Here is a 17,055-nt window from a genome sequence, read left to right as displayed (position 1 = left end):
GGAATCGGGAGACACCCGAAGAATCCAATTCGCTCCGCTATGCAATACCCCCTAAGGCCATATGCGATTCCCCTACCCGCAAGCGGGAGAGGGAGCGCAGCGGTCCCGCAGATGCATTTCGCAGCAAGCCGGCAACGCAAACGTCCCCCCGTTCCGGATGATCCGGGGCGGGACGGACGCCGCGCGCATCATGGTCGCGTCATCTTGCAAGTGGTCGGCAGCACGGTCTGTGGCGTGTCGATCTTTGCCACCAGCCGCCAGCCCCAGCCGGTGTTCTCCTCGTCGAACGGCTCCTTCTCGCTGCGGGTGCCGAATGAGGAGATGTAGATCGGCTGGAAGAACTGATGGTCGTCCTTGCGCATCACGCCACTGCCGCCATCGAGCACGTCGAACTTCAGGTCCTCGAGCGCGGCGGCGACCTTCACCGGATCGATCGAGTTGGCTTTTTCGGCGGCGGCCTTGAACATGCGCATCTCGTTCACCGCGCGCGGATACCAGAGCGACAGGCCGACCTTGGCACGGAACGCCTTCTCGAACTCCATCGCTTCCTTGTTGTCCGAGTTCGGGATGCCTTCGCTGATCTGGAACACCTGATGATCGAGATTGGTCTGCTTGATCGCGGTCGGGCCGCCGGCGCCACCAGCATAGTAGGTGTACCAGTTGACCTTGAGCCCGGCATCGGCGGCTGCCTTGAGCAGCAGCGCGAAATCCTGTCCCCAATTGCCGGTCACCACGCTGTCGGCGCCCGACGCCTTGATCTTGGCGATATAGGGCGAGAAGTCGGTGACCTTGAGCAGCGGATGCAGCTCGTCGCCGACGACCTGGATGTCGGGCCGCTTCTCTCCCAGCATCTTGCGCGCCTGGGTCCGCACCGACTGGCCGAACGAATAGTCCTGGTTGATCAGGTAAACCTTCTTGATGGCCGCATTGCCCTTCATGTAGTTGGTCAGCGCTTCCATCTTGATGTCCGAGTTGGCATCCCAGCGGAAGTGCCAGAAGCTGCACTTCTCGTTGGTCAGGCTCGGATCGACCGCGGCATAGTTGAAGTAGAGCACTTCCTTGCCGGGGTTGCGCGTGTTGTGCTTGGTAACGAAGTCCGCCAACGCCGCGCCGACCGAGGAGCCGTTGCCCTGGGTGATGTAATGGGCGCCTGCATCAATCGCCTTCTGGGCCTGGATCAGGCTTTCCTGCGGATTGGTCTTGTTGTCGAGCGGTATGATCTCGACCTTGTGGCCGAGAATACCGCCCTTGGCGTTCAGCTCATCGGCCAGATACTGGAACGTCTTCAGCCCGCCTTCGCCGACGCTGGCGCCGCCTCCGGAGAGAGGATCGATGTAGCCGATCTTGACGGTCTCCTGCGCGTAGGCAGCACCACTGAGCATCGGCAGGGCCAGGGCGATGACCCTCGTTATTTTGAGCATTTTTTGTTTCCTCGCTTGCGTGTCTACTCTGGTGCCGGCGTCTGCTGCGCAGCACAATTTCGGCCATACTGAGCAGATTGATCCTACGTTGACAAGTCCGGCGCCGGCCAGATTCCGCTACCGCGGGCAGAATGGCTCACGAGGGATCTAAATGGCGTAGCTCTATCGGTAGTTCGCGTGCCCTGACCTCGCAATCGCTAGATGCGAGCGCCGCGCCACCGCGATCTGATTTACGTCAGCGGCAGCGGTCCAGGCGCGTGCCCCCAGTCTAACTCACGCGCGAAACTGACGTCGGTAGAGGCCGGGTTCGCGATCGATGCGGGTGGTAAGGTCGTGCGCCCGCTGCGTCTCTTCTGCGGTGAACGGCAGGGTGCGCACCGTCCAGTTCTCGCGCTTCACCGGAATGCATTGCGCGATCGGCGTGCCCTTTGGCAGCACGCCGCGAAAATTCACGTCGTGCCAGTAAGCGGGAAAGTGAATCCAGTTGTCGTGATAGCGGTCGCAATCGACGAGGCCCGTCAGCGTGGTGAACGGCAGGTCGGGGCGATTGAACGGATGCGTGAACAGCACCGCATAGCCCTCGGGCGCTTCGATCGTCCAGAGATTGTGGAATTTGATCAGGAAGCGATCGGCCTCGAACAAGGGCGTACCGGTCACCTGGCTCGCATCATGAAATCCGATCGGCGAACGCACGAAGCTGACCGAGCCGCCCGGTGGCAGCTCGTTGTCCCAGGTGATCTCGCCGTTCTCGAATCTGAGATCGCACATCAGCGGGATCAGGAAGCCGGACGTCATGGCATCGACAAAGGGCGGACAGCGCTTGACGGTGTTCTCTTCGCGCAGGTTGAGCGCGTTGAATGCCTGTGCCGGCATCGTCTTCAGCCAGTCCGGCAGCCCAAGTGCGGCCCGGATCGGCGGCGGCAACACGCCCTCCAATTCCGCGGGGCAGCGGAAGGTCAGTGTCTGGGAGAGATCAGTATCGGGCACTTTTCTTGATTATCGTTATGTGCGCTGTCGCTGGTTCGGCGTGCGACGAGGCTGCGCGGATCCGGAAATCCGCGGCATACTGCCACAGCCGGAACCGGACGGAAGATGGCGAGGCGTGAGGCCTGCCATGCGCAGGGCATGCCGAACATGAATTGTCGGTAATGAAATCCGCGGCAGTGAATGCGAGAGTCCGGAGAGAGGTAACGCAGGGTGGATCGAATGGCCGCCGCCCGAAAACGAGAACGAGTCTGCGCGTCCAGGGCTGCGCCTTCGGCAGCATGTTCTGCGGCGGCCAGACCTGGAAGCGCGTGAGCTGAGAGACTGTCTCCATCGTCATTGCGAGCGCAGCGAAGCAATCCATCCCTCCGCGCATGTGGAAGCATGGATTGCTTCGCTGCGCTCGCAATGACGGCTGAGAGATGGCGCTCCCATTCATCCGGCGTTCAGCCCCGCGCGGCTGATATCGCTGCCCTCGCCTGTGGTCTCTCCGGGAATCTCTTGTGACGCCGCACCGGTTTTCTCTCGCACTCCTGTTTGCGATCGGCTTGTTGTTGGGCGGCACGGTGCACATGCCAGCCGCCGCAGCCGATTCGACGCAGCTCGCGCAGACGCAGCCCGTCCCTGCTCCTGCGCTGGCGCCGGCAACACAGGCTCCTGCCGCGCCGGCGCCAGATGCGCAGCAACCCGCCGCCGAGCCGATCGGCAATGTCGCCGATCTCACCGGCAGCGCCAGCGTCACGCGCAGTAACGCGACAACGGCACTGCAGATCAGGGACGACATCTTTGCCGGCGACGTCGTGGAGACACAGGCCAAGTCGACGCTCGGCATCACCTTCAACGATGCCACGACGTTCAAGCTGTCGGCGAGCGCCAGGATCACGATCGACCGCTATGTCTATGACGAAGGCGGCAAGCAGAATGCCGGGATGTTCGACGTCGCCAAGGGCACGCTCGCCTTCGTTGCCGCTGGCGTCGCCAAGACCGGCGACATGCGGATATCGACGCCGACCGCGACGCTCGGCATTCGCGGCACCACCGGCCTGGTCGAGGTGCCCGAGGGCGTGACCGCGACGTCCAACAACGTCGCCATCAAACTCTATCCGGACGCCGACGGCCGCGTTGGCCGGATCGAGATCAATGACCGCGGCGGTGCGCAACTCGGCACGCTGACGCGCGGGGCCAGCGGTTTCACGATCCGGCCCGACGGAGCTGGTGGTGCGCGCTTCGCCGCGGTGCCGCTGACGATGTCGGCGCTGCAGATCCAGCGCGACCGCGGCTTCGTTCGCCAGCTCCAGACCACGCAGAATTTCGGGCGGCAACTCGTCAACGAGCAGCGCGCGTTCCGCCGCGCCAATCCCGGCGTACCCTATCCGAACCGCGGCCAGCCGTTCCGGCCGGGTCCGCAGCGGCAGAATATGTTGCCGGGCCAGCAGCAACCCGGCGGGCCTGGCCGGCAGGGCTTGCAGCAGCGACCGGGCTCGCCGCAGCAGGCGCGGCCGTCGCGCGGCGACCAGCACGTACTGCCCGGTCAGCCCGGCGGCGCCATTTTGCCGCGTAGCGGACAGCAAGGAGCTCCGCAGCAGGGGGGACAGCCGTCACGCGCGCCGCAGCGAGTTGGGCAACCGCCGTCGATCCGCGAGGGACAGCCGCAGCGCGGCGGATTCAGGCAGGGAGCACCCGGCGTGCAACACCCCGGATTGCTGAACCGACCAACGGTGCAACCACGACGGCAATTTCCATTGAGAGACGGCAGGAGAGAACGGCGCGGCGATTGAAATTCCGCTCGGAACTCGTAGCCCGGGTGAAGCGAACGCGTAACCCGGGCCATCTGCGTCAACGTACGAGCGGTCCCCGGGTTACGCTGTCGCTCCACCCGGGCTACGGCACAGTTCGTGTAGAGAGAGTTTTTGCGCGCTCAGGCGGCGCGGCGGAGCCAGTCCCTGACGCGATCGATGAAATTCCTGCGCGGACGGTGGGCTTCGATGACGACGGGCTCGATATCAGGCGCAAATGACGGCGGGAGCTCGGCCTCCGCCGCGGCAGGTGACAGCGCAGGCTCCGCCGCCTCGGTGGTAGACAGCGGCTCCTCCTGCGCGACGGGCGCATCGAGCTGCGCGGGCTCGGGCACAGTTGTCGGTTCGCTGACCGAAGGCGGCGGCGTGACCGTACGACGCGGCCGCCGCGTTGCCGGCTTGGCCGCCTTTTGCCGCGAGGCTCCGCTGAGGGCTGCAGCCTTCAGCGCGATCGGACCGACATTCTCGAGGAACGCGCGCTCATGATCGCGCGACAGCCGCTCGAGAGCTTCGTCGAGCGGCAGCCAGTCGACCGCCTTGATGTCATACATCAATTCGTAGGCCTGCTCGTCGCCCGCTTCCATGCGCCAGTAATGCACGACCTTGTAACGGCCGCCGGAATCGTAGACCAACGTGCCAAGGAATTCGTGCACGGACACCTCGTGCCCGGTCTCTTCCAGCACCTCGCGCTCGGCGGCCGCGCGCGGCGTCTCGCCGTCGTCGAGCTTGCCTTTGGGCAGCACCCACTCGTTCCGCTTGCGCAGGCGCACGACCGCGATCAGCGGCGTCGCTTGCCGCCGCAGCACAATGCCTCCCGCCGCCAGAACAGGCGCCCGTGCCATCTTTGCTCCCGAATTGCCCGAATGCCGAATCGTGTCGGCAGCATATAGGAGCTTCCGGCGGCAAAATCGAGATTGGATTCTCCGTCATTGCGAGGAGCGACAGCGACGAAGCAATCCACGTTTCCGCGAGCGGCGGCATGGATTGCTTCGCTCCGCTCGCAATGACGAGGGGAGCAGCCTGCGCTCATCTACGCCGAAGGTTTTCTGAGCAGCGGTTCGCCGGCGCGGATGCGGGCGCCGTCGGTAACGTTATCGCAAAATTCGAAATGATCAGGGGCGAGCACGATGATGGTGGAGCCGTGCTCGAACCAGCCGAGCTCGTCGCCCTTGTGCGCGCTGGCATCGCAGGGGAACGTGACCGGGCCCTTGGTCTGCGCATTCAGCGTGCGATCGAGGAAATGCAGGCGGATGCTCGCGACCAGGATCGCGGCGACCGGCACCAGCGTCAGCGGCTCGCCGGTGGAGAGGCGGGCCTCAAGCACCGCGCGCTCGTTCTTGCAGAACAGCCGCTCGACCCGCTTCAGCGCGATCGGATTGACGTTCCAGACGTCGCCATGGATGAAGGTGACCTTCTCGATCCGGCAATCTGCGGGCGCATGGAACCGGTGATACATGCTCGAGGTCAGCCGCAAGGTGACGAAGCGGCCGTTGCGGTGCTGCTCGACCAAAGCGGGATCGCCGAGCAGGTCGAGGAGCGCATAGGGCGCGCCCTTGATCTGGAACAGCTTGGTGTCCTCGATCCGTCCATGCGCGCCGATGATGGCGTCCGACGGGCTGGCGATGACGGCGGGGTCCGGATCGAACGGCCGCAGCCCGGGCCGCAGCTCCCGCGTGAAACAGTCGTGCAGGCTCTTGAATTCGGTCTTCTTGGCCTCCGACAAATCGAGGTCGGAGAACAGCCGCCAGCAGGCGATCGAGAGGTCGCGCACCACCGGGTTCTCGATCTTGGAGAACCAGCCCATGAAGCGGGTCACGGCCGCCCGGGGGATGCGGTTGGTCAGCAGGAAATTCAGGTCCTCCTGCTGGGTTATCGACGAAATCAGGCCTCGGACTGTCATGAATCTGTTAGCTGGCGACGTTAGCGCTTCTGGCATGGAAACATCCCTTCCGATTCTCTCGCTGTCCGCCGCCGCGATTGCCGGCGCCGCTGCAGCTTTCCCCAAGATTCAGGCCCGCCTGGCGCTGTCGCGCGCCAAGCATCGCTCGCTGACCGGACATTCCAAAATGTCCAAGATGGTCGCGCGGCTGGTGCCCCACTACGAATTCGATATCGACAAATTCTTCGCGGTCGACGGCGCGCCGCGCGAGATTGCGATGCAGCGGCAGGACGGCTTCTTCCGCCTCGCCGGCCTCTACGCCCAGCGCTATGCCAAGGGACGGCAGATGACGGCGGAGGCCGCGCAGCACATCTCCGACCTGCAGTTCACCGAGAGTTACCGCGTGCCGTTCCAGTTCAGCCGGCTGGTGCGCGAGCATCTCAACACCAGCTCCTTCGTGCAGTCGTCCTCGGGCGTCACCGTCACCGATGTCGACGGCAACGTGTCCTACGACCTCACCGGCTCCTACGGCGTCAACATCTTCGGCAATGACTTCTACAAGGAATGCATCGCCGAGGGTGAGAAGCGCGCGCATGCGCTCGGCCCGGTGCTCGGCCCCTACCATCCTGTGATCATCGACAACGTCAAACGGCTCTGCGCGATCTCGGGCCTCGACGACGTCTCGTTCCATATGTCCGGCACGGAAGCGGTGATGCAGGCGGTGCGGCTGGCGCGCTACCACACCCGCCGCACGCATCTCGTCCGCTTCGCCGGCTCCTATCACGGCTGGTGGGGTGACGTGCAGCCCGGCGTCGGCAACCCGGTCTCGCCGCACGAGACCTATACGCTGGCCGACATGTCGGAAAAGACCCTGCACGTGTTGCGCACGCGGCGCGACATCGCCTGCGTGCTCGTCAATCCATTGCAGGCGCTGCATCCGAATTCCAACGCGCCCGGCGATTCCGCCCTCGTCGACAGTTCCCGCAGCGGCAGGTACGACCGCGCCGCCTATGCCGAATGGCTGAAGAAGCTGCGCGAGGTCTGCACCGAGCGCGGCATCGTCCTGATCTTCGACGAAGTGTTCGTCGGCTTCCGTATCGCCGCCGGCGGCGCCCAGGAATATTTCGGCGTCCGCGCCGACATGGTGACCTATGGCAAGAGCCTGGCCGGCGGCCTGCCGGTCGGCGTGGTCTGCGGCCGCAAGGATCTGATGCGGCGCTTCCGCGACGACAAGCCCGCCGACGTCTGCTTCGCCCGCGGCACCTTCAATTCGCACCCCTACGTGATGACGGCGATGGACGAATTCCTGAGCCGGCTCGCCAGCCCGAATTTCCGTTCGGTCTATAACGGGCTGGACGAGACCTGGAACAGCCGCGCCAAGCAGCTCAACGACCGGCTGACCGCAGCGGAGCTCCCGGTCCGCGTCTCCAATCTCTCGTCGATCTGGATGGTCCATTATACCGAGCCGTCCCGCTACAATTGGATGCTGCAATACTACCTGCGGGCCGAAGGGCTGGCGCTGAGCTGGGTCGGCACCGGGCGTCTGATCTTCGGCCTGAACACCAGCGACGCCGACTTCACCGAAGTCGCCGACCGCTTCGTCGCCGCCGGCGAGAAGATGAAGCGCGACGGCTGGTGGTGGCAGAAGCCCGGCGTCACCAACAAGGACATCAAGCGGCAGATCCTGAAGGAAATGCTCGCTAGGAAGTTCGCGCGCTAGGCGCCTTTCTCTCCCCCATCTCTTGTCATTCCGGGGCGATGCGAAAGCATCGAGCCCGGAATCCATTGCGCCGCCTGCGCCTGCCGCCAGATGGATTCCGGGTTCGCGCTGCGCGCGCCCCGGAATGACGGTGCCAGTGACAGGGCCTGAGACATGGATGCCCGGGACGAGCCCGGGCATGACGTAAGTGAACACAGCGAAGTCAATTTGTTGTCGGCAGCAGGCGCTCAGGCGTGCTTCTCTTCCAACTCGCCGGCCAGGTGGAGGCCGGGATCGATCAGCTCGCCCTTCAGGAGCGCGAGCGGCGCCTTGTGATAGAGCATCAGGTCGTGGAAGGGGTCGGTGATGATCTTGGTCATCCAGACGAGACCGGTCTCGATATCGCGGATGAAGAACAGGTGCACGGTGCGGAAGAGCAGTCCGCCGATGCCGACCGCGAGCCAGATCTTGGCGACCTGACGGGTGAAGTCGAACACCGTCTCCCAGGGCGTGAACAGGCCGAACAGGGTTGGATCGGCGAAGAGCACCAGCGGCGACAGGGCCCAGATCGCCATCAGCACGACCTTGCGCTGCAGGTTGTAGCCGACCTTGATCTCTTCCTTGTGCTCATGGGTGGCCTGATTGATGTGGTCGTAACCCCGCGGCTCGAAGAAGAAGTGACCGGCCTGGCGCGAGGTCATCGAGACCAGCCAGCCGACCAGCGCCGAGATCGCCGGATCGAAGAACAGCATCACATAGGCGAACAGGAAGCTCAGGGCGCTGACGAAGTGCAGGCTCTGATTGATTCGGCTGTGATGATAGTAGCGGTGGTCATCCCAGCGCTGGGTACGCAGTTCCTGCAGAAAATTCTTGAACATTCTTTCCCCCAAGAGGATTTCGGGACGTGCTTACAGAGATTCGATGTACGGCGTGTGACATCATCATAATGACATATGACAGTGTGCAGCGACGCGGTGACGCAACGGAGCCAACGGAGCAACGGGTGTGAGACCCTATCCCCTCATCCTGAGGAGCGCGGAACGCGCGTCTCGAAGGATGAGGCCACCAGCGGGGGCCTCATGGTTCGAGACGGCGCTGCGTGCCTCCTCACCATGAGGGTCGGGCAGGCCTACGCGGCTTTAGCCACCTCAGCCTTGCGGAAGCGGACCAGCGAGAAATGGCCGAGCGGCGGGATCAGGCGGCGCTCCGCCAGCTCCACGCCCTTGGCGCCGGCAAGCCACTTGGTGTAGCGCGACCAGGCGAACTCGGCGGTGCGGAAGCCGAGCGGACGCACGACCGGCTGCAGCTTCTGCTCGATGAAGCGGCGCACGCCGGCATCGGCGCTGACGCGGGTCAGGATGATGAGCTCACCGCCCGGGCGCAGCACGCGTGCGAATTCATCGAGCGCCGCTTCCGGATTCGGCACGGCGGTGACGACATATTGCGCCATCACCACGTCGAACGAGTTGTCGGGGAATTCGAGCTTCTCGGCGTCCATCACCGCGAGCCCCTCGATATTCTTCAGGCCGAGCTCGGCAACGCGCTTCTTCGCCTTGTCGAGCATCGCTTCCGAAATATCGGTACCGAAAATGCGGACATGCGGCGCGTAAAGCGGCAGCGAAATGCCGGTGCCGACACCGACCTCGAGCACACGGCCGCCAATCTTGTTGGTGGCCTGGATCGCCGCGGCCCGGCCCTTCTTGAACACGCCGCCGAACACGAGATCGTAGACCGGAGCCCAGCGGTCATAAGCCTGCTCGACCGTCTCGCGATCAAAATCCAACTGGCTGCTTCCGTCGAGTTTGATGATGTTGTCTGCCATCGAAGATACGCCTTCTAGTTCTAGAGCGGGGTGACTCTTCATCCCGCTCTCTCCTCTTGTTTAAGCATGATCTCTTCGGAAAACCGGTTCCCACTTTTCCGGATCATGCTTCGATTAACCTTGCACCGCGCTCCGGCCGGCGACGCGCCGGGCCGGACGCAACACCCTGCTCGGCTGCAACGCCGAGAGATTGCCGATGAATTGCCGCGCACTGTTCTCCCAGGAACGCTGCAGCGCGAAGTTCCGGCACGCCTCTCGCGACATCGTGAGCGCACGCAGGCACGCGCTGCGCAGATCGTCATCGATGGCGCCGATCGGATGATCCGATATCACGTCCTTCGGGCCGGTGACCGGAAACGCCGCGACCGGCGTGCCGCAAGCCAGCGCTTCAAGCTGAACCACGCCGAAGGTGTCGGTGAGACTCGGGAACACGAACACGTCGGCTGCAGCGAGATGCGAGGTGAGGTCCTGCCCGGTCTTCTCGCCGAGGAAGACGACGTTCGGATATTTGCGCTCGAGTTCCGCTCGCTGCGGGCCGTCGCCGACCACGACCTTGGTACCCGGCAGATCCAGCGACAGGAACGCTCCGAGATTCTTCTCCACCGCCACGCGGCCCATGGCCATGAAGATCGGCCGTGGCAGATCGAGCTTGGCCGGATGATCGGGATTGAACAATTCGGTATCGACGCCGCGCGTCCAGAAGCCGAGCTTGCGAAAACCGCGCTCGGCCAGCTCCTGGCGGAGCGAGACGGTGGCCACCATCGTCATGGCGCCAGCCGCATGGAAGCGGCGCAGGAGCCAGTAGCCGACGCTGGCCGGGAGCCCCGTGCGGACCGACACATATTCCGGAAAGCGCGTCGTGTAGGAGGTCGTGAAAGCGAGCTTGTGGCGCAGGCAATAACCGCGCACCGCCCAGCCGACCGGGCCTTCGGTCGCGATATGGATCGCCTCCGGCTCGGCCGACTCGATCCGCCGTGCGATCTCGCGCCGGTTCGGCAGCGCCATGCGCAGCCCCGGATAGGTCGGCACGCCCACGGACGGAAACCCTTCCGGTGTCAGGAAAGTGATCTCGGCGCCGAGCCCTGCCGCGCTACGCTGCAGTGACGTCAGCGTGCGCACCACGCCATTGACCTGCGGATGCCAGGCGTCGGTTGCAACTAATATCCGCATCTCGAAAACCCGAAGCGTTAATGATTCTTCGGGTCAGAAGTTCTGACATTGATATTTCAGGCGTATGACGTCATCGATCTGTAAGGAAGGTTTTTCGGGCAGCTCACACGCTTTTTCGGCTAACATGACAGAACGATGTCAGAGACGCGCGAAGATTCGGCTCCAAAGCGCCCGCGGCGGAAGCGAAAAAACTATTCGCTGCTGATCCTCGCGGCCGGCCTCCTCCTGTTCGGCGTTGCCGCCAGCACGCTCTATTATTTCGTGCGGCCCGTTACCCTGACGATCGCGGTCGCCCCTCCCGGCAGCGACGACCAGAAGCTGATCCAGGCGCTGGCGCAGACCTTCGCCCGCGATCAGAGCCCGGTGCGCCTGTCGACGGTAGTGACGGAGAACGCCGCGGAAAGCATCGCGGCATTGACCAGCTCGAAAGCGGACATGGCGGTGGCGCGCGCCGACCTCAATCTGCCCGCCAACGCCGATGCGGTCGCGATCCTGCGCAAGAATGTCGTGGTGCTGTGGGCGCCTTCCGGCCTGCGCGCGAAGGGATCGAGGCGACCGCCGACGCCAAAGATCAAGAGCCTCGACGATCTCGACGGCCATCGCGTCGGCGTGATCGGACGGACGGATGCCAATGTCACGCTGCTGCGCGTGATCCTGCGCGAGTCCGGCGTCAATCCGGACAAGGTCGCGGTGACGCAATTCGCCATCAACCAGACCGCCGAAATGGCGCGCGATATGACGCTCGACGCCTACATGGCGGTCGGCCCGCTCGACAGCAAGATCACCGCGGGCGCAATCGCCGCGACGGCGGCCGCACGCGGCCAGCCGAAGTTCCTGCCGATCGACGTTTCCGAGGCAATCGCCGCGAAGCACCCGCTCTATGAATCGGCCGAGATCGCGGGAAGCATCTTTTCATCCTCGCCGGCCTGGCCCGACGACAAGGTCGAGACCGTCAGCGTCGACCATCTCATCATCGCGCTGCATTCATTCTCGGACACCGCGATCGGCGCTTTCGTCCGCCAGCTCTTCAACGTGCGCCAGCAGCTCGCGCGCGACGTGCCGGCGGCCGCGAACATCGAGAAGCCCGACACCGACAAGGACGCAGCACTGCCGGCGCATCCGGGTGCAGCCGCCTATATCGACGGCACCGAGCGCACCTTCATGGACAAATACAGCGACTACATCTGGTTCGCGATCCTGGGCCTGTCAGGCCTGGGATCGGTCGGCGCCTGGCTGCGGCATGCCTGGCGCCGCGACGAGCGCGATCGCTATCTGAATCATCGCGACAGCCTGCTCGAATTGATCACCAAGGTGCGGCAGGGGGAGACGCCGGAAGCGCTCGAGAAGATGCAGGGCGAGGCCGATGGCGTACTGCGCGAGGCGCTCGACTGCTACGACGACGGCGCGATCGAGGAAGGCGACCTCTCCGCGATCGGGCTCGCGCTCGACCAGCTCCATCACGCCGTCGCCGACCGCCGCGCCATGCTCGGCATCGCGCCGCCGGACGCGCCGCGAATGCGAGCGATGCCGTAGCCCGGGTGGAGCGCAGCGCAACCCGGGACGCCTGCATCCGCATTTACGAGCGGTCCCGGTTACGCTGCGCTTCACCCGGGCTACGGACTCAAACGCCGAGATACACCTGCCTGATATATTCGTCGCCCGCCAAATCCTTCGCGCGGCCTTCACGGACGGTGCGGCCGTGCTCGAGCACGTAGACGCGGTCGGCGATGCGCAAGGTCGCGGTGGCGTCCTGCTCGACGATCAGGATCGCGGTGCCGTCCTTCCTGATCTTCTCGATGGCGTCGAAGATCAGACCCTTCAGCCGCGGCGCGATGCCGACCGAGGGCTCGTCGAGCAGCAGCAATTCGGGGCGGCCCATCATGGCGCGGCCGATCGCCACCATCTGCTGCTCGCCACCCGACAGCGTGCTCGATTGCTGCTGCTGGCGTTCCTTCAGGACCGGGAACAGCGTGAAGACGCGTTCGAGGTCTTCGGCGATCTCGGCCTTGTTGCTCCTGAGATAGGCGCCGAGCTGCAGATTCTTCAGCACAGACAATTCGGGGAACAATCGCCGACCCTCGGGGCAGTGGCAGATGCCGCGCGCGACGACGTCGTAGGGCGGCAGGCGCTCCAGCGTCTCGCCCTTGAACTTCAGCGTGCCGGTCGACTGAATCGCGCGCGAGATTGCTTTCAACAGCGTGGTCTTGCCGGCGCCATTCGGGCCGAGCACGCCGACCAGCTCGCCCTTGTCGACGGTGACGCTGACCTGCTCGACGGCCAGCGCCTTGCCGTAGCGGACGCTGAGATCTGCGACTTCAAGCAGAGGCATGCGCGGCCTCCGTCTTCCCGATATAGGCCTCGATCACGCGCGGGTTGCGCACGATCTCGGCCGGCGGCGCAATCGCGATGATCTCGCCGAAATCGATCGCGATCACGCGAGAGACCAGCGCCATGAACTCGCGCAGCTTGTGCTCGATCAAGAGGATCGTCAGCTTCTGCTCGCGATGCAGCCGCTTGATCAGTTGCGCCAGCGGCTCGATCTCGCTGCTGCCGAGCCCCGCGAAGGGTTCGTCGAGCAGCAAGAGGTCCGGCTTGGTGGCGAGCGCACGCGCGATCTCCAGTCGCCGCAGGTCGCCATAGGGCAGCGTCTCGACCGGCTCGCGCGCCTTGACGCCGAGCCCAACCTGGTCGAGCAGCTCCTGCGCACGAGCCTCCTTGTCGTGCGCTTCGCGTGCCCGCGGCGACAAGCAGGCGACCACGACGTTCTCCAGCACCGTCATACCGAGGAAGGGACGCGTAAGCTGGAAGGTCCGAGCGACGCCGCGGTTGACGATCTTGTGCGGTGCCAATCCCCGCAACTCCTGTCCCTCGAACAGGACGCTGCCCGTGTCAGCGGCGATGAACCCGGTCAGCAGGTTGAACAGCGTGGTCTTGCCGGCGCCGTTCGGTCCGAGAATACCGGTGAGCTCGCCTGGCTCGAGCGAGAAGCTGACGTTCTTCGTTGCCGTGAGGCCGCCGAAGCGCTTGGAGAGGTCCTTCACCTCAAGGATGGCGCTCATCGGAAGCGCTCCGTCAGCCGCCGCCATAGCGGTGCGATCAGCCCGTTGGGCAGGAAGAACAGGATCAGCATCAAGGTCAGCGTATAGACCCATAGCCGGTATTCGCCGAACGAGCGCAGGAGCTCGGTCAACAGCGTCAGCATGATTGCGCCAAGCGCCGGCCCATAGATCGAGCCGATGCCCCCGACATAGACCATGATGATCACCGTGATCGACACCACGACGGAGAACAACGGCGGGCTGACCTGCAACTGGTAATGCGCGTAGAGCGCGCCGCCGAGGCCGGCGAAGGCCGCGCTGATCGTCAGCGAGGCGATCTTGTAGAAGGTGACGTTGATGCCGGCGGCCTGGCAGGTCGCCTCATCGCCGCGGATCGCGCGGAGCAACAGCCCCCAATGCGATTGCGCCAGCGCGGTGAGGATTGCGACTGCCGCGACCAGGATCGCCAGCACGAACCAGTAGTAGTGCAGCGGCGACTGGATCAACGGATCGAGGCCGTAGAGCCCTTCCTCGCCGCCGCTATACTCCCAGAAGATCAGGCAGAGCCGCTGCATGATGGCGGAGGCCGACAGCATGGCGAGCGCGAAATATGGCCCGCGCAGCCGCAGCGTCGGGAAGCCGACGATCAGGCTGAAGGCGACCGCGACCACCACCGCCGTCGGCAGGCTGTACCAGGGATTGGCGTACCAGGCGGTGGCGAGGAAGCCCGCGGTATAGGCGCCGGCGCCGATGAACAGCGAGTGCCCGAAATTCTCGCGGCCGGTGAGCCCGGACATGAAGTCCCAGCTCGCCGCCCAGATCGCGTAGATCACACAGACGGTGAGGACGCCGGTGAAATAGTTGCTGTTGAGCAGCACCGGCGCAAGCGCCAGCAACGCCACAACGACGACGGCGCCGGACAGATCGATGATGGAAAGCTGCTTCATCAGAACGCCGCCCGCCGGCCGAGCAATCCGGACGGCTTGATCATCAATGTCGTGACCACGGCGACCAGCGACACCAATTCGGTCCACGAGGACGAAATGAGGTAGGCGACGATGGTCTCGGAATAGCCGAGCAGGAGCGCGGCCAGGATGCTGCCCGGGATCGATCCGAGCCCGCCGACGATGACGATGGCGAACGCCTTCACCATCGGCAGCAGTCCCATGGTCGGCTGCACCGTGAGGAACGGCGAGACCAGGACGCCCGCGAGCGCCGCGGTGCCGGCCGAGATCGCCATCACGACCGAGAAGATGCGGTTGGTGGGAATGCCCATATATTGCGCGGCCTCCGGATCTTGCGACACCGCGAGGATGGCAGCCCCAAGCCGCGTGCGCTGGATGAACAGCCACAATAGAAGGAGCACCAGCACGCCGGCGATCAGTGCGAGCAGACGCTGTCCGCCGATGTCCACGCCGCCGATGGAAATCTTCTCCGCCACGAAGGACGGCACATTGCGGTATTCGGAACCGAAGGTGATGAACAGCCCCTGCTCGACCGCGAGCGACACCGAGAGCGTGATCATCAGCACCGCAAGCTGCGAATAGCGCAGCGGACGGACCAGGAACCGCTCCATCAACACGCCGAACAGCGCGACGAAAAGCACCGCGAGCGGTGCTGCGATGAACAACGGCCAATGCAACAGGCCGGTGAAGACGTAGGCCGCATAGGCGCCGAGCGCGTAGAACGCGCCATGCGCGAGGTTGAGAATCCGCGCCACACCGAAGATCAGCGTAAAGCCGACCGCGAGCATGGCATAGATCGCGCTCGACACCGCGCCATAGATCAGAATTTCAAGCATGCTATCCCTGTCGAAGGTCGCGAGAGCGCGCGTCGCCGCGTTAGAGCGTTTTCGAGCGAAGTGGGTACCGGTTCGCGTGAAGAAAACGCGTCAAAATAAGGGTCCAGGGCTTCGGTTCTGATCCAATCAGAACCGAAGCTCTGGTCGACCGGCCACACCAGGTGGGCCGATCGACCAGCGAGAACAGACGCGATCAGTTGCTCATCCAGGGCGGAGCGATCATCTTGCCGGTGGCCGATTCCTTTGGCCAGACCACGACGCGCTCGCCATTCGGCTGCCACTGCACGAACAGCAGATTCTGCAGGCCGGGGCCGGTCTTGACGTCATGCAGCTCATCGAACACCAGCTTGCCGGCGATGCCGACATGGTCGGTCTTCTCGAGCTCCTTGATGACGGCGTCGGCTTCAGTCGACTTGGCGCGGGCAACCGCGTCGGCATAGACGTAGACCGCGTCATAGGCGCCGATGCCGGTGTAGACAGGCGCGGTGCCGTAGCGTTTGACGAACTCATCCCAGAACGGAATGGTCTTCGGCGTCAGCGGCGCACGGATCGCGAACATGCCCACCGTTTCGCTGTTGGCCTTGCCGCCGACGCGGGTGAAGAAGTCGGCGTCCTGACTCTTGACGTCGATGCCGCCGATCGGAATCGGAACCTGCGCGTCATGCCACTGCTTGACGAACACGTCCGACGAGGCGTGCGACAGGATCACGATCAGGTATTGCGCGCCGCTGTCCTTGACCTTGGCAAACAGCGGCGAGAAGTCCGAGGTCGAGGTGTCGAAGAATTCGGCGAGCTTCACGTCGGAGCCGCCCTCGATCGCGCCCTTCTTGAGGATCGGCACCAGATCCTGCACCCATTTCGCGTTTTCGCCGACGATCGCGATCTTGGTGAACTTCATGTCGTCCTTGAGCTTGCCGTTGATGAAGTCGACAAGCGCGCGGGCCTGGTGCGCCGCGTTGATCGGGAAGGCCCGGAAAATATATCTGTAATTGTCGTAGTCGGCCTTCACCTTCGCGGTGATCGCGGGCGATGCAGCGCCGACGCCGATATAGATGGTCTTGGCGCGGGAGATGTGCGGCAATTGCGCCAGCGTGACGCCGGAGGTGTAGCCGCCGATCAGCACGTCCACCTTGTCGTCGGCGGTGAGCTTCTTGATCGCGGCGATCCCCTGCTCGGGGTTCTCGGTCTCGTCGGCGACGACGATCTCAAGCTTGCGGCCGAGCACGCCGCCCTTGGCGTTGATCTCGTCGGCCGCCAGCTTCGCTGCATTCTGGGTGTCGCGCCCGACCTGGAGCTGGATGGAGGTCGGCACACCTATACGGATGGGCTGCTGGGCTAAAGGGTTTGGGCGGAAATACCGAGACCGAGAATGCTCGCGGCTGCGAGCCATTTCAAGAATGGCTTCATTTCTAAACTCCCTGCCACAACAGGCCTTTTCTGCCTGA

Annotated in this window: 15 protein-coding genes and 1 pseudogene; 4 read left to right on the top strand and 12 right to left on the bottom strand. The window is 64.2% G+C overall.

Going from position 1 to position 17,055, the window contains the following annotated elements; all coding sequences use genetic code 11:
* Positions 1 to 188 precede the first annotated feature (188 nt).
* Positions 189 to 1,421 (bottom strand): branched-chain amino acid ABC transporter substrate-binding protein, encoded by a 1,233-nt coding sequence (locus AAFX91_RS18320; RefSeq protein WP_394567333.1) that lies wholly within the window; start codon positions 1,419 to 1,421, stop codon positions 189 to 191.
* Positions 1,422 to 1,694: 273 nt separating this feature from the next.
* A complete protein-coding gene (locus AAFX91_RS18315) occupies positions 1,695 to 2,408 on the bottom strand; it encodes a hypothetical protein (RefSeq protein ID WP_282530049.1) in 714 nt (237 codons plus the stop codon).
* A 248-nt stretch (positions 2,409 to 2,656) separates the two neighbouring features.
* Here AAFX91_RS18315 and AAFX91_RS18310 point away from each other — a divergent pair.
* Both AAFX91_RS18310 and AAFX91_RS18305 read left to right on the top strand, forming a co-directional pair.
* Positions 2,657 to 2,725 (top strand): annotated as a pseudogene (locus tag AAFX91_RS18310) (DUF2147 domain-containing protein); the annotation flags it as partial.
* A gap of 183 nt (positions 2,726 to 2,908) precedes the next feature.
* Positions 2,909 to 4,183, top strand: a complete 1,275-nt coding sequence (locus AAFX91_RS18305; RefSeq protein WP_394567332.1) for a FecR domain-containing protein — start codon at positions 2,909 to 2,911, stop codon at positions 4,181 to 4,183.
* Positions 4,184 to 4,323: 140 nt separating this feature from the next.
* On the opposite strand, the gene AAFX91_RS18300 is transcribed toward AAFX91_RS18305, so the two are convergent.
* Both AAFX91_RS18300 and asd read right to left on the bottom strand, forming a co-directional pair.
* Entirely contained in the window at positions 4,324 to 5,043 is a 720-nt protein-coding gene (locus tag AAFX91_RS18300) for an NUDIX domain-containing protein (protein ID WP_394567331.1), read from the bottom strand.
* A 188-nt stretch (positions 5,044 to 5,231) separates the two neighbouring features.
* A complete protein-coding gene (gene asd, locus AAFX91_RS18295) occupies positions 5,232 to 6,101 on the bottom strand; it encodes an archaetidylserine decarboxylase (protein WP_394567330.1) in 870 nt (289 codons plus the stop codon).
* 34 nt (positions 6,102 to 6,135) lie between these two features.
* Here asd and AAFX91_RS18290 point away from each other — a divergent pair, with 34 nt between their 5' ends.
* A complete protein-coding gene (locus AAFX91_RS18290) occupies positions 6,136 to 7,800 on the top strand; it encodes an aminotransferase class III-fold pyridoxal phosphate-dependent enzyme (RefSeq protein WP_394567329.1) in 1,665 nt (554 codons plus the stop codon).
* A gap of 227 nt (positions 7,801 to 8,027) precedes the next feature.
* On the opposite strand, the gene AAFX91_RS18285 is transcribed toward AAFX91_RS18290, so the two are convergent.
* From AAFX91_RS18285 to AAFX91_RS18275, 3 genes are all read right to left on the bottom strand, one after another.
* Positions 8,028 to 8,657: a hypothetical protein gene (locus tag AAFX91_RS18285; RefSeq protein ID WP_130580017.1), complete on the bottom strand. Its 630-nt coding sequence runs from the start codon at positions 8,655 to 8,657 to the stop codon at positions 8,028 to 8,030.
* A 251-nt stretch (positions 8,658 to 8,908) separates the two neighbouring features.
* Positions 8,909 to 9,601 carry a methyltransferase domain-containing protein gene (locus AAFX91_RS18280; protein ID WP_028168106.1) on the bottom strand — a complete coding sequence of 231 codons (693 nt, stop codon included), beginning with the start codon at positions 9,599 to 9,601 and terminating at the stop codon, positions 8,909 to 8,911.
* A gap of 114 nt (positions 9,602 to 9,715) precedes the next feature.
* Positions 9,716 to 10,771 carry a glycosyltransferase family 4 protein gene (locus AAFX91_RS18275; protein ID WP_394567328.1) on the bottom strand — a complete coding sequence of 352 codons (1,056 nt, stop codon included), beginning with the start codon at positions 10,769 to 10,771 and terminating at the stop codon, positions 9,716 to 9,718.
* 135 nt (positions 10,772 to 10,906) lie between these two features.
* Between AAFX91_RS18275 and AAFX91_RS18270 the strand changes: the two genes are divergently transcribed.
* Positions 10,907 to 12,304, top strand: a complete 1,398-nt coding sequence (locus AAFX91_RS18270; RefSeq protein WP_130580015.1) for a TAXI family TRAP transporter solute-binding subunit — start codon at positions 10,907 to 10,909, stop codon at positions 12,302 to 12,304.
* A gap of 88 nt (positions 12,305 to 12,392) precedes the next feature.
* On the opposite strand, the gene AAFX91_RS18265 is transcribed toward AAFX91_RS18270, so the two are convergent.
* The 5 genes from AAFX91_RS18265 to AAFX91_RS18245 all read right to left on the bottom strand — a co-directional run bounded on the left by AAFX91_RS18265 (position 12,393) and on the right by AAFX91_RS18245 (position 16,922).
* Positions 12,393 to 13,100, bottom strand: a complete 708-nt coding sequence (locus AAFX91_RS18265) for an ABC transporter ATP-binding protein (protein WP_130580014.1) — start codon at positions 13,098 to 13,100, stop codon at positions 12,393 to 12,395.
* Positions 13,087 to 13,830, bottom strand: coding sequence for an ABC transporter ATP-binding protein (locus AAFX91_RS18260; protein WP_130580013.1), 744 nt, complete (start codon positions 13,828 to 13,830; stop codon positions 13,087 to 13,089). Before AAFX91_RS18260 ends, AAFX91_RS18265 begins: the two co-directional genes overlap by 14 nt.
* Positions 13,827 to 14,756, bottom strand: a complete 930-nt coding sequence (locus tag AAFX91_RS18255) for a branched-chain amino acid ABC transporter permease (RefSeq protein ID WP_130580012.1) — start codon at positions 14,754 to 14,756, stop codon at positions 13,827 to 13,829. Before AAFX91_RS18255 ends, AAFX91_RS18260 begins: the two co-directional genes overlap by 4 nt.
* Positions 14,756 to 15,610 carry a branched-chain amino acid ABC transporter permease gene (locus AAFX91_RS18250; RefSeq protein WP_130580011.1) on the bottom strand — a complete coding sequence of 285 codons (855 nt, stop codon included), beginning with the start codon at positions 15,608 to 15,610 and terminating at the stop codon, positions 14,756 to 14,758. The genes AAFX91_RS18255 and AAFX91_RS18250 overlap by 1 nt, the downstream gene beginning before the upstream one ends.
* 193 nt (positions 15,611 to 15,803) lie before the next feature.
* The gene (locus tag AAFX91_RS18245; RefSeq protein WP_394567327.1) at positions 15,804 to 16,922 is read right to left on the bottom strand and encodes an ABC transporter substrate-binding protein; all 1,119 of its coding nucleotides are present in this window, start codon (positions 16,920 to 16,922) and stop codon (positions 15,804 to 15,806) included.
* Positions 16,923 to 17,055: the final 133 nt, after the last annotated feature.

Source organism: Bradyrhizobium sp. 31Argb (assembly GCF_043638955.1).
Classification (GTDB): domain Bacteria; phylum Pseudomonadota; class Alphaproteobacteria; order Rhizobiales; family Xanthobacteraceae; genus Bradyrhizobium.
The sequence above is the reverse complement of the archived record's forward strand: the minus strand, read 5'-3'. Positions and strand labels throughout refer to the sequence as shown.

Bases quoted from the DNA above. Each gene is read 5' to 3' on its own strand.
- AAFX91_RS18250 (WP_130580011.1), bottom strand. From the start codon at position 15,610: ATGCTTGAAATTCTGATCTATGGCGCGGTGTCGAGCGCGATCTATGCC.
- AAFX91_RS18270 (WP_130580015.1), top strand. From the start codon at position 10,907: ATGTCAGAGACGCGCGAAGATTCGGCTCCAAAGCGCCCGCGGCGGAAG.
- AAFX91_RS18255 (WP_130580012.1), bottom strand. From the start codon at position 14,756: ATGAAGCAGCTTTCCATCATCGATCTGTCCGGCGCCGTCGTCGTTGTG.
- AAFX91_RS18320 (WP_394567333.1), bottom strand. From the start codon at position 1,421: ATGCTCAAAATAACGAGGGTCATCGCCCTGGCCCTGCCGATGCTCAGT.
- AAFX91_RS18285 (WP_130580017.1), bottom strand. From the start codon at position 8,657: ATGTTCAAGAATTTTCTGCAGGAACTGCGTACCCAGCGCTGGGATGAC.
- AAFX91_RS18300 (WP_394567331.1), bottom strand. From the start codon at position 5,043: ATGGCACGGGCGCCTGTTCTGGCGGCGGGAGGCATTGTGCTGCGGCGG.
- AAFX91_RS18275 (WP_394567328.1), bottom strand. From the start codon at position 10,771: ATGCGGATATTAGTTGCAACCGACGCCTGGCATCCGCAGGTCAATGGC.
- AAFX91_RS18265 (WP_130580014.1), bottom strand. From the start codon at position 13,100: ATGCCTCTGCTTGAAGTCGCAGATCTCAGCGTCCGCTACGGCAAGGCG.
- asd (WP_394567330.1), bottom strand. From the start codon at position 6,101: ATGACAGTCCGAGGCCTGATTTCGTCGATAACCCAGCAGGAGGACCTG.
- AAFX91_RS18260 (WP_130580013.1), bottom strand. From the start codon at position 13,830: ATGAGCGCCATCCTTGAGGTGAAGGACCTCTCCAAGCGCTTCGGCGGC.
- AAFX91_RS18290 (WP_394567329.1), top strand. From the start codon at position 6,136: ATGGAAACATCCCTTCCGATTCTCTCGCTGTCCGCCGCCGCGATTGCC.
- AAFX91_RS18280 (WP_028168106.1), bottom strand. From the start codon at position 9,601: ATGGCAGACAACATCATCAAACTCGACGGAAGCAGCCAGTTGGATTTT.